Source organism: Streptomyces sp. NPDC029526 (genome assembly GCF_040637405.1).
In the GTDB taxonomy this organism is placed as follows: domain Bacteria; phylum Actinomycetota; class Actinomycetes; order Streptomycetales; family Streptomycetaceae; genus Streptomyces.
Map to the genome: position 1 here is coordinate 686,964 of NZ_JBEZWE010000001.1, position 14,951 is coordinate 701,914.

Sequence of the window (14,951 nt, forward strand, 5' to 3'; positions counted from 1 at the left end):
ATTCGGTTGGGGTAACGCGGGTGGGGTGCACGACGATGGGCCCACGGGCGACGTCCCGTGCCGCCCCGCGCCCCCACCGACCCCTGCCGAAAGAAGCAGCGTGCTCATACGACTTCTGCGGACCTTCCTCGGGCCCTACCGCAGACCCATCGCCCTGCTGGTGCTGCTGCAGTTCCTGCAGACCAGCGCCACGCTCTACCTGCCCACGCTGAACGCGGACATCATCGACGAGGGCGTCGTCCGGGGCGACACCGGTCACATCGTGCGGTACGGCGCCGTGATGCTCGTCGTCTCGCTGGTGCAGGTGGGGTGCAACATCGGGGCCGTGTACCACGGCGCCAGGACGGCGGCGGCGGTCGGCAGGGACGTGCGGGCGGCCGTGTTCGACCGGGTGCAGTCCTTCTCGGCGAGGGAGGTCGGTCACTTCGGCGCGCCCTCGCTGATCACCCGGACCACGAACGACGTCCTCCAGGTGCAGATGCTGGTGCTGATGGCGTTCACCCTGATGGTGTCGGCGCCGATCATGTGTGTGGGCGGCATCGTGATGGCGCTCGGGCTGGACGTGCCGCTGTCCGGGGTGCTGGTCGCGGTGGTCCCGGTGCTGGGGATCTGCGTGACGCTGATCGTGCGGCGGCTGCGCCCGCTGTTCCGGACCATGCAGGTGCGGCTGGACACGGTGAACCGGGTGCTGCGGGAGCAGATCACCGGCAACCGGGTGATCCGGGCGTTCGTGCGGGACGACTACGAGCGGCGGCGGTTCGGCCGGGCCAACACCGAGCTCACCGACGTGTCGCTGGCCACCGGCAACCTGCTGGCGCTGATGTTCCCGGTGGTCATGACGGTGGTGAACCTGTCGTCGATCGCGGTGGTCTGGTTCGGCGCGCACCGCATCGACAGCGGCGGGATGCAGATCGGTGACCTGACCGCCTTCCTGGCCTATCTGATGCAGATCGTCATGTCGGTGATGATGGCCACCTTCATGTTCATGTCGGTGCCGCGCGCGGAGGTGTGCGCCGAGCGCATCCACGAGGTGCTGGACACCTCGTCGAGCGTGGTGCCCCCGGCCGAGCCGGTGACCGCGCTGCGCCGGCACGGGCACCTGGAGCTCCGCGGGGCGGGTTTCCGCTACCCGGGCGCCGAGGAGCCGGTGCTCCGGTCCGTCGACCTGGTGGCCCGGCCGGGCGAGGTCACCGCCGTGATCGGGTCCACCGGCAGCGGCAAGTCCACCCTGCTGGGGCTGGTGCCGCGGCTGTTCGACGCGACCGCCGGGGAGGTGCTGGTCGACGGGGTGCCGGTGGCCGCCCTGGACCCGGCGCTGCTGGCCCGGACGGTCGGGCTGGTGCCGCAGAAGCCGTACCTGTTCGCGGGAACGGTGGCGACCAACCTGCGGTACGGCAACCCCGACGCCACTGACGAGGACCTGTGGCACGCGCTGGAGGTGGCGCAGGCCAGGGAGTTCGTGGAGCGGCTGGAGGGCGGGCTGGACGCGCCCGTCTCCCAGGGCGGCACGAACGTCTCCGGCGGTCAGCGGCAGCGGCTCGCGATCGCCCGCACCCTCGTGCAGCGGCCGGAGATCTACCTCTTCGACGACTCCTTCTCCGCGCTCGACTACGCGACCGACGCGGCCCTGCGGGAGGCCCTGGCGCGGGAGACCTCCAAGGCGACGGTGGTGATCGTCGCCCAGCGGGTGTCGACCATCCGGGACGCCGACCGGATCGTGGTGCTGGACGAGGGCCGGGTCGTCGGCACCGGACGCCACCACGAACTGATGGCGGACAACGAGACGTACCGGGAGATCGTGCTCTCCCAGCTGACGGAAGCGGAGGCGGCCTGATGGCGGGGCCCGCGGGGCGGATGATGGCCGGGGGCGGACCCGACCAGCGCTCGATGGACTTCACGGGGTCGTCCAGGCGGCTGGTGGCCCGCTTCGGGCCGGAACGCCTCACCCTGTACGCGCTGCTGGCGTGCGTGGTGCTGAGCGTCGGGCTCAGCGTGGTCGGGCCGAAGATCCTCGGCCGGGCGACGGACCTGGTCTTCGCCGGGATCGTCGGCCGGGACATGCCGTCGGGGCCGTCGAAGGAGCAGGTGCTGGACGGCATGCGGGAGCGGGGCGACGGCGACGTCGCGGACATGCTCCGCAGCACCGACTTCACCCCGGGCGAGGGCATCGACTTCTCCGCCGTCGGTCAGGTGCTGCTGCTCGCGCTGGCGGTGTTCCTGGGGGCCGGGCTGCTGATGGCGGTGGCGACGCGGCTGGTGAACCGGGCCGTGAACCGCACCATGTTCCGGATGCGCGAGGACGTGCAGGGCAAGCTGTCCCGGCTGCCGCTGTCCTACTTCGACCGGCGGCAGCGGGGCGAGGTGCTCAGCCGCGCCACCAACGACATCGACAACATCGGGCAGACGCTCCAGCAGTCGATGGGGCAGCTGATCAACTCGGTGCTGACCGTTCTCGGCGTGCTGGCCATGATGTTCTACGTCTCCTGGATCCTCGCGCTGGTCGCGCTGGTGACGGTGCCGCTGTCGTTCGTGGTCGCCACCCGCGTCGGCAGGCGGTCGCAGCCGCACTTCGTGCAGCAGTGGCGCAGCACCGGCACGCTCAACGCGCACATCGAGGAGATGTACACCGGTCACACGCTGGTGAAGGTGTTCGGCCGGCAGGAGGAGTCGGCCCGGCGGTTCGCCGAGGAGAACGAGGCCCTGTACGAGGCCGGGTTCCGGGCGCAGTTCAACAGCGGCATGATGCAGCCGCTGATGTTCTTCGTGTCGAACCTGAACTACGTGCTGGTGGCGGTCGTCGGGGGGCTCAGGGTGGCGTCCGGTTCGCTGTCCATCGGGGACGTGCAGGCGTTCATCCAGTACTCGCGGCAGTTCTCGATGCCGCTGACGCAGATCGCGTCCATGGCGAACCTGGTGCAGTCGGGGGTCGCGTCGGCGGAGCGGGTCTTCGAACTGCTCGACGCCGAGGAGCAGCGGGCCGACACCGAACCGGCGGAGCGTCCGGCGGTCCTGCGCGGGCGGGTGGCGCTGGAGCACGTGTCGTTCCGCTACGACCCGGAGAGGCCGCTGATCGAGGACCTGTCGCTGACGGTGGAGCCGGGCCGGACCGTGGCGATCGTCGGCCCGACCGGGGCGGGGAAGACCACCCTGGTCAACCTGCTGCTGCGGTTCTACGAGGTCTCGGGCGGGCGCATCACCCTGGACGGGGTGGACATCGCGCGGATGACGCGCGACGACCTGCGCTCCGGGATCGGCATGGTGCTGCAGGACACCTGGCTGTTCGGCGGCACCATCGCGGAGAACATCGCCTACGGCGCCGCGCGGGAGGTGAGCCGCGAGGAGATCGAGGAGGCGGCCCGGGCCGCGCACGCCGACCGGTTCGTCCGCACCCTGCCGGACGGCTACGACACGGTGATCGACGAGGAGGGCAGCGGGGTCAGCGCCGGGGAGAAGCAACTGATCACCATCGCGCGGGCGTTCCTGTCCGATCCGGTGATCCTGGTGCTCGACGAGGCGACCAGCTCGGTGGACACCCGGACCGAGGTGCTGATCCAGAGGGCGATGGCCCGGCTGGCCCACGGCCGGACGTCGTTCGTCATCGCGCACCGGCTGTCGACGATCCGGGACGCGGACACGATCCTGGTCATGGAGGACGGCGCGATCCTCGAACAGGGCACCCACGAGGACCTGTTGACGGCCGGCGGCGCCTACGCCCGCCTGTACCGGGCCCAGTTCGCCGAGGCGGTGGTGGAGGTCGAGTAGGGCGGGCTCCGGCTCCGGCGGGACCGGCGTCCCGCCGGGGCCCGTCGGGGCGGGCGGTCTCAGTCGAGGTACCCCCGGAGCTGGTCCGCGAAGGCGTGGTCGCGCAGTTTGCCGAGGGTCTTGGACTCGATCTGGCGTATGCGTTCGCGGGTCACGCCGAAGATCCGGCCGATCTCCTCCAGGGTGCGCGGGCGGCCGTCGACCAGTCCGTAACGGAGCTGCACGACCTTGCGCTCCCGCTCCCCCAGCGTCGACAGGACCGCCTCCAGGTGCTGCCGCAGCAGCAGGAACGCGGCGGACTCCACCGGGCTGGCGGCGTCCCCGTCCTCGATGAGGTCGCCGAGGGCGACGTCGTCCTCCTCGCCGACGGGCGCGTGCAGCGACACCGGTTCCTGCGCGAGCCGCAGCACCTCGCCGACCCGCTCGGGGGTGAGGCCGAGGTGCGCGGCGACCTCCTCGGGCGTCGGCTCGTAGCCCCGTTCCTGGAGCATCCGGCGCTGCACGCGGACCACGCGGTTGATCAGCTCCACCACGTGCACCGGCACCCGGATGGTGCGGGCCTGGTCGGCGAGCGCGCGGGACATCGCCTGGCGGATCCACCAGGTGGCGTAGGTGGAGAACTTGTAGCCGCGGGCGTAGTCGAACTTCTCCACGGCGCGGATCAGTCCGAGGTTGCCCTCCTGGACCAGGTCGAGCATGGTCAGGCCGCGGCCCACGTAGCGCTTGGCGACGGAGACCACGAGCCGCAGGTTGGACTCGATCAGCCGCCGCTTGGCCATCCGGCCCATGACGACGAGCCGGTCCAGGTCCAGGGCGAGCCGGCTGTCGAGGTCCGGGGTGAGCCGCAGTTTCTCCTCGGCGAACAGGCCGGCCTCCACGCGCCGCGCCAGCTCGACCTCCTCGGCGGCGGTAAGCAGCGGGATGCGGCCGATCTCCCGCAGGTACTGGCGGAACAGGTCGGAGGTGGGACCGCCGGTCTCGGTGCGCGCGGGCGGCGGCGCGGTCTCCTCGGGTTCGGCCGGCTCGACGGCCTCCGGGGGGTCCGGCGCGTCGAGCTCCGGCTCGGGCGGTTCGGCCCGGGTGGTGTCCGGTTCCGCCGGGGGCCGGTGCCCGGCACGGCCCGGCGCGGGCACCGCCAGGAGCACGTCCGCGTCCGGCCGGGGGGCGGCCGGGGCCGGGCCGGTCTGGGTGAGGGTCCGGGTCTGCACGGGGGCGACCTCCTGGGTGATCGCTGCCATGGAGGGCGGCAGCGGTACTTCGGGGGCGGAGTCGGCGGCCTCGCCGCGGTCCGTCCCGTACGCGAGGAGCACGACCGCGGGGGTCCGGGAACCGTCGGGGACGGGCCGGCCGCGCTCCGAGGACTCAGGCACCGCCCCCAGTGTGGGGTACGACACATCGTCCTCACGAGGGGCGTGCGATGACTTTTTGCGACCGTCCCGTGACGGGCGGGTGACCGGCGCCGCCCGGACCCTGCCGTCCGGCGGGGGCGGGCGCCGCCCGGATCGCGCCGATCAGCCAGGGCCGCGCCGACCGGATCGCGGCCGACCGGCCGGGACCGCGCCGACCGGACCGTGACGCCCGGACCGCGCCGCCCGCCGTGCCGTCGGCCACCGGCCGGCCGGGGCGCGCGCCGGTGGCCCCGGGCGGGAGGGTTACAGCGCCGCCGCGCCGTGCTCCCGGAGGGACTGGTCGTACTGCTGGAGGACCCACAACTCGTTCTGCACGGCGGTCAGTTCGGCCGGGTCGGCCTGGGTGCCGAGGCGGGTGAGGCGGCTGGTGATGTCCCGGATGCGGCGTTCGACGGCGCGGCGGCGGACGGTGACCAGCTGGGCGCCCGCGTAGGTCTCGTCGACCTCCTTGACGCCGCGGTGCAGCAGGATCGCCTCGACGGCCAGCTCGGTGACCATGGCGCGGACCGTGTCGTCGGGGGCCGCGTCACGGACCCGGATCAGGTACTGCTGCGGGTCCTGCGTGCCGTACTCCGCGCCCCCGGCGTCCAGGATCGCCTGGCGGACGGCCGCGTAGGGCGGGGCGGTGAACTCGTCGACGCCGTACGCGTCGAAGGCCGGGGAGACCAGCTCGGGGCGCTGGAGAGCCAGCTTGAGCAGTTCGCGCTCGGTGGCGAAGACCGGGTTGCGCAGGTTGAGGGCGGGGCCGCGCGGTCCCGCCGGGGCGGCGGCGGGCTGCTGGGGGGCGCCGCCGTGCTGCGGCCGGCCCTGCCGCTCGGGGGCGGGGCCCCGGCCGCCGCGGTCGCGGGCCCAGCGGGCCAGCTGGGCGACCCGCCGGACGACGAACTGGGTGTCGAGGATGCCGAGCATCCCGGCGAGCTGGACGGCGACCTCGTGCTGGGCCCCGCTGTTCTTGATGCGGGCGACGACCGGCGCGGCCTCGTCGAGGGCGGCGGCGCGGCCGGCCGGGGTGTCCAGGTCGTAGCGGCCGACGATCTGGCGCAGCGCGAACTCGAAGAGCGGGGTGCGGGGTTCGGCGAGGTCGGCGACCGCCTCGTCGCCCTTGGCGAGGCGCAGGTCGCAGGGGTCCATGCCGTCGGGGGCGATGGCGATGTAGGTCTCGGCGGCGAACTTCTGGTCGTCCTCGAAGGCCCGCAGCGCGGCCTTCTGCCCGGCCGCGTCACCGTCGAAGGTGAAGATCACGCGGGCGCTGCCGTTGTCCATGAGCAGCCGGCGCAGGATCTTGATGTGGTCGCCGCCGAAGGCGGTGCCGCAGGTGGCGATGGCGGTGGTGACGCCGGCCAGGTGGCAGGCCATGACGTCGGTGTAGCCCTCGACGACGACGGCGCGGGAGGACTTGGCGATGTCCTTCTTCGCCAGGTCGATGCCGTAGAGGACCTGGGACTTCTTGTAGATCGCCGTCTCGGGGGTGTTGAGGTACTTGGGGCCGTTGTCCGCCTCGTACAGCTTGCGGGCGCCGAAGCCGACGACGTCGCCGCCGATGTCGCGGATGGGCCACATCAGCCGGCCGCGGAAGCGGTCGATGGGGCCGCGGCGGCCCTCCTGGGCGAGGCCGGAGAGGAGCAGTTCCTTGTCGCTGAAGCCCTTGCCGCGCAGGAAGCGGACGAGGTGGTCCCAGCCCTGGGGGCTGTAGCCGACGCCGAAGTGGACGGCGGCGGCCTGGTCGAAGCCGCGGTCGGCGAGGAAGACCCGGCCGGTCTCGGCCTCCGGGGAGCCGGCGAGCTGCTCCGCGTACCACTCGGCGGCGATCTTGTGGGCCTCGACCAGGCGGATCCGCTCGCCGCGCTGGTGGGCGGGGTTGTAGCCGCCCTCCTCGTAGCGCAGGGTGATGCCGGCCTGGGCGGCGAGGCGTTCGACCGCCTCGGAGAAGGACAGGTGGTCGACCTTCATCACGAACGTGATGGTGTCGCCGCCCTCCTGGCAGCCGAAGCAGTGGAAGAGCCCCTTGCTGGGGCTGACCTGGAAGGACGGCGACTTCTCGTCGTGGAAGGGGCACAGGCCCTTGAGGTTGCCGCCGCCGGCGTTGCGCAGCTGGAGGTACTCGGAGACGACGGCGTCGATCGGGACCGCGTCCCGTACCGCCTTCACGTCCTCGTCGTTGATCCGTCCAGCCACACCGCGAGTCTACGGTGCCCGGCCGGCGCTCCCCGGGCCCGGCACCGGGGCCCGCTCCGGCACGGCGTCCGGCACGGTGCGGGCCCCCGGCCGGGGCCTCAGGGGGCGAGGCTGTCCAGCGGGACGTGCGGGTCGGCCAGGGCGTCGGTGTCCACCACCGCCCGGGAGCGGATCAGCCGCTGGACGGTGTCGGTGACGTCCCAGACGTTGACGTTCATGCCCGCCAGCACCCGGCCGTCCTTCACCCAGAACGCGATGAACTCCCGCTTGCCGGTGTCGCCCCGGACGACCACCTGGTCGTAGGAGCCCGCCGGGGCCCAGCCGCTGTACTCCATGCCCAGGTCGTACTGGTCGGTGAAGAAGTACGGCACGCGCTCGTAGGGCTCGTCCCGGCCGAGCATGGCGCGGGCCGCGGCCGGGCCGCCGTTGAGGGCGTTGGCCCAGTGCTCGACGCGCAGCCGGGTGCCGAACAGCGGGTGCGGGAAGGACGCCACGTCCCCGGCGGCGTGGATGTCGGGGTCGGAGGTGCGCAGCCGAGCGTCGACCAGGATGCCACCGCCGTCCGCCGGGCCGGCGAGTTCCAGGCCGGCCGCCTCGGCGACGGCGGTGCGCGGGGCCGCGCCGATCGCCGCGAGGACGGCGTGCGCGGGGTGTTCCTCGCCGTCGTCGGTGCGGACGGCCAGCACCATGCCGTCCTGGCCGGTGATCTCGGTGAGGGTGGCGCCGAAGTGGAAGCGGACGCCGTGCGCCTGGTGCAGGTCGGCGAAGAGCTGGCCCAGCTCGGGGCCGAGGACCGAGTGCAGCGGGGTGGGCCCGCGGTGGACGACGGTGACCTCGGCGCCGTAGCCGCGGGCGGCGGCGGCGACCTCCAGGCCGATCCAGCCGGCTCCGGCGATCACCAGGTGACCGTTGTCCCGGCCGAGGGAGGCCAGGACGCCCTTGAGCCGGTCGGCGTGGGAGAGCCGGCGCAGGTGGTGCACGCCGGCCAGGCCGGTGCCGGGGATGTCGAGGCGGCGCGGCTCGGCCCCGGTGGCCAGCAGCAGCTTGTCGTAGCGGACCGTGGTGCCGTCCTCGCCGAAGCGGACGGTCTTCGCGGCGCGGTCCAGGGCGTCGACGGTCTGCCCGAGGTGGAGTTCGATGTCGTGGCGGGCGTACCAGGCGGGCTCGTGCACCTGGGCGCTCTCGCGGGCGTCCTTGCCGAGGAGGTAGCCCTTGGACAGGGGCGGGCGCTCGTAGGGGTGGTCGCGTTCGTCGCCGATCAGTATCACCCGGCCGGTGAAGCCCTCCGCTCGCAGCGTCTCGGCCGCCTTCGCGCCGGCGAGTCCGCCTCCGACGATGACGAATGTCTGGTCCGCGTCGACCACGTGATGCCTCCTCCTGAGCGTGCCGCCACGTGCGAGCCTCCCGCACCCGCTCAGCCGCGGGAAGGGGGAGTGACCCGATCAGGCCACACGGGGGCACGATCGGGCGGGCTCGCGCCGCTCGCGCCTCACCGGTCCCGGTGGTGGCGGTCCTTCCTGGTTCCTGCCCCGGTGAGGCGGGCGTGAAGCGAACGGGCCGAGGCGTCGGTGAGGGAGGCCAGCTGGTCGACGACCACGCGCTTGCGGGCGCGGTCGTCGGGGGCCCGGTCGAACAGGGAGCGGAACTGGGGGTCCAGGCCGTCGGGGGCGCGGGCGGTCAGCGCCTCGGCCAGTTCGAGGACGACGATCCGCTGGTCGGCGCGGAGCCGCTCCTGTTCCGCGCGCTGCATGACGTAGCGGTCGGCGACGGCCTTGAGCACGGCGCACTCCATGCGGGTGCCCCGGGGCACCACGAGTTCCGCCCCGTAGCGGGTGAGGCGTCCGGTGCCCCAGGTCTGCCGGGTGGCGCCCTCGGCGGCGAGGCAGAACCGGCCGATGAGCTGGCTGGTGGCGTCCTTCAGCCGGGCCTGGGCGACGGCGGTCCCGTCGTAGCCGTGCGGCCACCACTCCTGGGCGAGGAGCCGGTCGAGGGCCTCGGCCAGCTCCGCCGGGTCGGTGCCGGCGGGCACGTAGCGGCCGATCGCGACGGCGAAGACCGCCTCCCGTTCGGGGTCGGCGTGCAGGCAGTTGGGGTCGATGTGACCGGCGTGCAGGCCGTCCTCCACGTCGTGCACGGAGTAGGCCACGTCGTCGGACCAGTCCATGACCTGCGCCTCGAAGCAGATGCGGGCTCCGGGGGCACCCTGGCGGACCCAGTCGAACACCGGGCGGTCGTCCTCGTAGACGCCGAACTTGGGCGAGTCCGGGTCGTCGGGGTGGGCGCCCCGGGACCAGGGGTACTTGGTGGCGGCGTCCAGGGTGGCGCGGGTCAGGTTGAGCCCGACGCCGGTGGCCTCGCCGGTGCCGGGGTCGGTGACGAACCGCTTGGGCTCGATGCGGGTGAGCAGGCGCAGCGACTGGGCGTTGCCCTCGAAGCCGCCGCAGTCCGCGGCGAACTCGTTCAGCGCCTGCTCGCCGTTGTGCCCGAAGGGCGGGTGGCCGAGGTCGTGGGAGAGGCAGGCGGCCTCCACCAGGTCGGGGTCGCAGCCGAGGGCGGCGCCGAGTTCCCGGCCCACCTGGGCGCACTCCAGGGAGTGGGTGAGGCGGGTGCGGGGGCTGGCGTCCCACACGGGGTTGGCCTCGCCGGGGGTGACGACCTGGGTCTTGCCGGCCAGGCGGCGCAGGGCTGAGGAGTGCAGCACGCGGGCGCGGTCCCGCTGGAAGGCGGTGCGGCCGGGGCGCTTGTCGGGCTCGGCCGCCCAGCGCTCGACGGCCGCGGGGTCGTACCCGGCGGGCGGGACGTGGTTCTCGTACGGGACGGGTGTGGCGGGGGTGCGGGCCGGGGTGCCTTCCATGCACCGACAGTAGACGCAGGCGGGGGCGAACGGGCATGCGGGAGGGGAGGGGCGCCGGACGGCGCCCGCCGAGAGGGCGGGGCACCGGCGGGACCACGGCCCCCGGGGCGCCGGGGGCCGGGGGGCAGGGCGGGCCGCCACCGCCGGCAGGGGCTGGGAGGTGGAACAGGGAGGTGAGGCGAGACGGGCGCGGGAGGACGGACGCGGGGCGCGGGGCGCGGGGAACCGCACACCGGGAGGGGGCCCTCCGAGGCAGCGCCCCGCACGGGGCTGGGCCTGAAGGGCGGCTGTACACCAGGATGCGGAGCCGACGGGGCGGGGGCCGTGCGGGCCGAGGGCCGCGCGGGGAGCCGTGGGCCGTGCGGGGGCGGGGGCCGTGCGGGGACGTGGGCCGTGCAGGGCCGTGGGGCCGTGCGGGGCGGCCGGTTCAGGGCGACGACCGCCGGGCCCGGGAGCGCGCAGCCCGCTTCAGACCGGTGCGAGGGCCGTAGGGGGGTGGACGGCCGGAGAGGCGAGGGCCTCGTCGTAGCGGTGCAGGAGGAGGCGGGCCAGCGCCGGGTGGGTGCCCAGGGGCGCGGACGCGATCCAGGGCGCGGTCCGGGCGCACTCGGTCGCGAAGCGGCCGGGCGCGGCGAAGCAGGAGGCGACGGCCACCCGGTGACGGCCCCGGGCGGCGAGGGCCCGTACCGCGTCCGGCACGGCGGGTCCGCCGGCGGACGCCTGGGCGGGGACGACCGGGACGCCGAGCCGGGCGGCGAGCAGCCGCGCGGTGCGCCCGGTGTCGGCCCGCGCCTCGGCATCGCGCGAGCCGGCCCAGGCGAGGACGACCGCGCCGGTGCGGCGGGTGGTGCCGTCGGTCTCGTCGGGCCAGCCGGCCTCGGTCAGGCGGGCGTGCAGGGCGTCCACGAGCAGGGGGTGCGGGCCGAGGGGGGCGGCGACCCGGAGGGGCGTCCGGGCGCCGGCGGCCAGCGCGGGGATGTCCCGTTTGACGTGGTGGCCGCGGCCGAACAGCAGCGGGACCAGCACGGCCGGGCCGGTGTCGCGGGCGTCGAGCGCGGCGAGGGTGTCGGGCAGCAGGGGCGTGTTGAGCTCGATGTGGCCGAGGTGCACGGGCAGGCCGGGGCGCAGGGCGCGTACCCGGTCGAGCAGGGCGGTGACCGTGGTGAGCGCGCGCGGGTCGCGGCTGCCGTGGGCCACGACGACGAGGGCGGGCCGTCGGGGCGGGCGCCGCCCGTCCGGGGCGAGTCGGCCGAGCCGCCCGGCGAGCGTGGTGCCGATCCGGTGCAGGAGGTCGCCGGAGGTGTCGAGGCGGGCGGCGCCGTCGGGGTGCGCCGGGCCGGCGGGAGGGGTCGCGGTCATGCACCGATGCTGGACCGGGCACGTTGCCGGGCGGTTGCGCGGGCGTGACGGGCGTTTTCCGGTCCGTCACGGCCCGCCCGGCGCGCCGGGTGAGGCGTCCTGACCTGGGCGCACGCCACCCGCGTGAGGCCGGTCACACCGCGCCCGCCGAACCGGCGGTGCCGCCGTGACGTCTTGGACCGGCGAGTACCGCCCCGGGAAGGACCGCTCCGATGCGCCGATTCACCGTCCGCCGTCCCCGCCTGCCGCGCACCCGCGCGGGACAGCGCCGCCTGGTGCGGGTGGTGGCGGGTCTCGGCACACTGGCGCTGCTCCCGTCGACGTGGCTGCACCTGACGACGGACGGCCGGCTGCACACCGCGGCCGGCGTGCCGCGCACCGACGTCGCCGTGGTGTTCGGCGCGGGCCTGTGGGACGGGGAGCCGTCGCCCTACCTCGCGCACCGGCTGGACGCGGCGGCCGAGCTGTACCGGGCGGGCCGGATCCGGGTGGTGCTGGTCACCGGCGACAACAGCCGCGAGGACTACGACGAGCCGGACGCGATGCGCGCCTACCTCACCCGGCACGGCGTGCCCGACGCCCGGATCGTCAGCGACTACGCGGGCTTCGACACTTGGGACTCCTGTGTCCGCGCGAAGAAGATCTTCGGGGTGGACCGGGCGGTGCTGATCAGCCAGGGCTTCCACGTCCGGCGGGCGGTGGCGCTGTGCGAGGCGGCCGGGGTCACCTCGCACGGGGTCGGGGTCGACGAACGGCACGACGTCACCTGGTACTACGGGAGCGCCCGGGAGATCCTCGCGGCGGGAAAGGCCGCCGTCGACGCCGTGTTCCGGCCCGACCCCACCTTCCTGGGCCCCGAGGAACCGGGCGTGGAGCTGGCGCTGACCGAGGCCCGCACCTCCGGTTGACGCGCGGATCACGCCGACGCGCTCTCGCGCGTCGAGGCGACGTCGAGGCCGCGTTGGAGGCCGGGCCGGGGCCGGGCCGGTGACCGAGCAGGTGACCGAGCAGGCGGCGAGGACGTCGACGGCCCTGCTCGAGGCCGTGGGCGCGCCCGCCTCACCGGTACGCCATGGATCCCCCGGTGGCCGCGTCCGTCCCGTCGGCGTTTGACCGCGGGCGCCGGCCGGCCGCCCCTCACCGCGGGCCGTCGCCGGCGGGGAGGGCGCCGTCCCGGGCGCGTAACACGGGCCGGTGCGACGCGTAACACCGGGCGCGCAGGGTGGACGGCATGCACAGCACCGTGACGCCCACGCACTGCCCCTACTGCGCGCTGCAGTGCGGGATGAACCTGGCCCCGGCCCCGGACGGAACCGTCGCGGTGACGGAACGCGCGGACTTCCCGGTGAACCGGGGCGCGCTGTGCGGGAAGGGGCGTACGGCGCCCGCCGTGCTCTCCCCGGCCGCGCGGCTGACCTCGCCCCTGGTGCGGTCCGCGGACGGCACGCTGGTGCCCGCCTCCTGGCCGGAGGCGCTGGACCGGATCGCCGACGGGCTCCGGCGGACCCGCGCCGGTCACGGGGCGGACGCGGTCGCGGTGTTCGGCGGGGGCGGGCTGACGAACGAGAAGGCGTACGCGTTGGGGAAGTTCGCCCGGGTGGTGCTGGGCACCTCGCAGATCGACTACAACGGGCGGTTCTGCATGTCGTCGGCGGCGGCTGCGGGCACCAGGGCGTTCGGGCTCGACCGCGGCCTGCCGTTCCCCCTGGAGGACATCCCGCGGACCGGCTGCCTGATCCTCGTCGGCTCGAACCCGGCGGAGACCATGCCGCCGTTCCTGCGGTACGTCACCGAACTGAAGGAGAACGGCGGCACCCTGATCGTCGTCGACCCGCGCCGCACCCGGACCGCCGAGCACGCCGACCTGCACCTCGCGCCCCGCCCCGGCACCGACCTCGCGCTGGCCCTGGGCCTGCTGCACCTGGTCGTCGCCGAGGGCCGCACCGACGAGGCGTACCTCCGCGAGCGCACCACCGGCTGGGAGGCGGCCCGGACGGCGGCGATGGCGCACTGGCCGGAGTACGTGGAGCGGATCACGGGCGTCTCCGTGCCCGAACTGCGGGAGGCCGTACGGCTGTTCTGCGCGCCGGAGGCCGCGATGGTGCTCACCGCGCGCGGGCCCGAGCAGCAGTCCAAGGGCACCGACACGGTGAGCGCGTGGATCAACCTGTGCCTGGCGACGGGCCGCGCCGGACGCCCGCTGTCCGGGTACGGGTGCCTGACCGGGCAGGGCAACGGGCAGGGCGGGCGCGAGCACGGCCAGAAGGCCGACCAGCTCCCCGGCTACCGCAAGCTGACGGACCCGGCGGCGCGGGCGCACGTGGCCGGGGTGTGGGGGGTGGACCCCGGCACGCTGCCCGGGCCGGGGCGCAGCGCCTACGAACTGCTGGACGCGCTCGGCACGGACCTCCGCGCGCTGCTGCTGATGGGCTCCAACCCGGTGGTGTCGGCGCCGCGTGCCGCGCACGTCGAGGAGCGGATCCGGGCGCTGGACTTCCTGGCGGTGTGCGACGTCGTGCTCTCGGAGACGGCCGCGCTCGCCGACGTCGTCCTGCCGGTGACGCAGTGGGCGGAGGAGACCGGGACGACGACGAACCTGGAGGGCCGGGTCCTGCTGCGGCGGAAGGCGGTGTCCGCGCCCGAGGGGGTCCGCAGCGACCTGGAGGTGCTGCACGAGCTGGCCGCCCGGCTGGACGACGGCACGGGACGGCACAAGGGCTTCCCCGCCGACCCGGAGGAGGTGTTCGAGGAGCTGCGCCGGGCGAGCGCGGGCGGCCCGGCGGACTACTCCGGCATCACCTACGGCCGGCTGGAGCGCGAGCAGGGCGTCTTCTGGCCGTGCCCCGCCCCGGCCGAGGGGACGGCGGGCCCGGACACGGCCCATCCCGGCACGCCCCGCCTCTTCCTCGACCGGTTCGCCACCGAGGACGGCCGGGCCCGGTTCGTCGCCGTCTCGCACCGCCCGGCGGCCGAGGAACCGGACGACGACTACCCGGTGCTGCTCACCACCGGGCGGGTGGTGGCCCAGTACCAGTCCGGTGCGCAGACCCGGCGGGTGGCGGAACTGAACGACGCGGCCCCCGGCCCGTTCGTCGAGCTGCACCCGCGGCTCGCGGAGCGGCTGGGCGCGGCCGAGGGCGACCCGGTGGCGGTGGTGTCCCGGCGGGGCCGGGTGGTGGCCCCGGCCCGGATCACCGGCTCCGTCCGCCCCGACACCGTGTTCATGCCGTTCCACTGGCCGGGCGAGGGCCGCGCCAACACCCTCACCAACCCTGCCCTGGACCCGGTGTCGCGGATGCCGGAGTTCAAGACCTGCGCGGTGCGGGTGGAACGGGCGGGGCCGGTCGCCGGGGCCCCGGGCGGCGCGTGACAATCGGTGCCGTCAGGCCCTT

General features: G+C 74.7%; 9 protein-coding genes. 4 read left to right on the forward strand and 5 right to left on the reverse strand.

Features of this window, described 5'->3' with window-relative positions:
- Nucleotides 1–100 precede the first annotated feature (100 nt).
- Together AB0F01_RS03050 and AB0F01_RS03055 are read left to right on the forward strand one after the other, a co-directional pair.
- Nucleotides 101–1,834 carry an ABC transporter ATP-binding protein gene (locus AB0F01_RS03050; protein ID WP_362089344.1) on the forward strand — a complete coding sequence of 578 codons (1,734 nt, stop codon included), beginning with the start codon at nt 101–103 and terminating at the stop codon, nt 1,832–1,834.
- Nucleotides 1,834–3,762: an ABC transporter ATP-binding protein gene (locus tag AB0F01_RS03055; RefSeq protein ID WP_362089345.1), complete on the forward strand. Its 1,929-nt coding sequence runs from the start codon at nt 1,834–1,836 to the stop codon at nt 3,760–3,762. Before AB0F01_RS03050 ends, AB0F01_RS03055 begins: the two co-directional genes overlap by 1 nt.
- Nucleotides 3,763–3,821: 59 nt before the next feature.
- Here AB0F01_RS03055 and AB0F01_RS03060 read toward each other — a convergent pair whose 3' ends face one another.
- From AB0F01_RS03060 to AB0F01_RS03080, 5 genes are all read right to left on the reverse strand, one after another.
- The gene (locus AB0F01_RS03060) at nt 3,822–5,132 is read right to left on the reverse strand and encodes a sigma-70 family RNA polymerase sigma factor (RefSeq protein ID WP_362089346.1); all 1,311 of its coding nucleotides are present in this window, start codon (nt 5,130–5,132) and stop codon (nt 3,822–3,824) included.
- A 282-nt stretch (nt 5,133–5,414) separates the two neighbouring features.
- On the reverse strand, nt 5,415–7,346 hold the full coding sequence (gene dnaG, locus AB0F01_RS03065) for a DNA primase (RefSeq protein ID WP_362089347.1): 1,932 nt from the start codon (nt 7,344–7,346) through the stop codon (nt 5,415–5,417).
- A 98-nt stretch (nt 7,347–7,444) separates the two neighbouring features.
- Nucleotides 7,445–8,710, reverse strand: coding sequence for an FAD-dependent oxidoreductase (locus tag AB0F01_RS03070; RefSeq protein ID WP_362089348.1), 1,266 nt, complete (start codon nt 8,708–8,710; stop codon nt 7,445–7,447).
- Between the two features lie 125 nt (nt 8,711–8,835).
- The gene (locus AB0F01_RS03075; RefSeq protein WP_362089349.1) at nt 8,836–10,200 is read right to left on the reverse strand and encodes a deoxyguanosinetriphosphate triphosphohydrolase; all 1,365 of its coding nucleotides are present in this window, start codon (nt 10,198–10,200) and stop codon (nt 8,836–8,838) included.
- Between the two features lie 468 nt (nt 10,201–10,668).
- Entirely contained in the window at nt 10,669–11,559 is an 891-nt protein-coding gene (locus AB0F01_RS03080; protein WP_362089350.1) for a sirohydrochlorin chelatase, read from the reverse strand.
- Between the two features lie 212 nt (nt 11,560–11,771).
- On the opposite strand from AB0F01_RS03080, the gene AB0F01_RS03085 reads away from it, so the two are divergent.
- Both AB0F01_RS03085 and AB0F01_RS03090 read left to right on the forward strand, forming a co-directional pair.
- A complete protein-coding gene (locus tag AB0F01_RS03085) occupies nt 11,772–12,467 on the forward strand; it encodes an ElyC/SanA/YdcF family protein (protein WP_362089352.1) in 696 nt (231 codons plus the stop codon).
- Between the two features lie 323 nt (nt 12,468–12,790).
- Nucleotides 12,791–14,929 (forward strand): molybdopterin oxidoreductase family protein, encoded by a 2,139-nt coding sequence (locus AB0F01_RS03090; RefSeq protein WP_362089354.1) that lies wholly within the window; start codon nt 12,791–12,793, stop codon nt 14,927–14,929.
- Nucleotides 14,930–14,951 lie beyond the last annotated feature (22 nt).

Bases quoted from the DNA above. Each gene is read 5' to 3' on its own strand.
- AB0F01_RS03075 (WP_362089349.1), bottom strand. From the start codon at position 10,200: ATGGAAGGCACCCCGGCCCGCACCCCCGCCACACCCGTCCCGTACGAG.
- AB0F01_RS03055 (WP_362089345.1), top strand. From the start codon at position 1,834: ATGGCGGGGCCCGCGGGGCGGATGATGGCCGGGGGCGGACCCGACCAG.
- AB0F01_RS03085 (WP_362089352.1), top strand. From the start codon at position 11,772: ATGCGCCGATTCACCGTCCGCCGTCCCCGCCTGCCGCGCACCCGCGCG.
- AB0F01_RS03090 (WP_362089354.1), top strand. From the start codon at position 12,791: ATGCACAGCACCGTGACGCCCACGCACTGCCCCTACTGCGCGCTGCAG.
- AB0F01_RS03080 (WP_362089350.1), bottom strand. From the start codon at position 11,559: ATGACCGCGACCCCTCCCGCCGGCCCGGCGCACCCCGACGGCGCCGCC.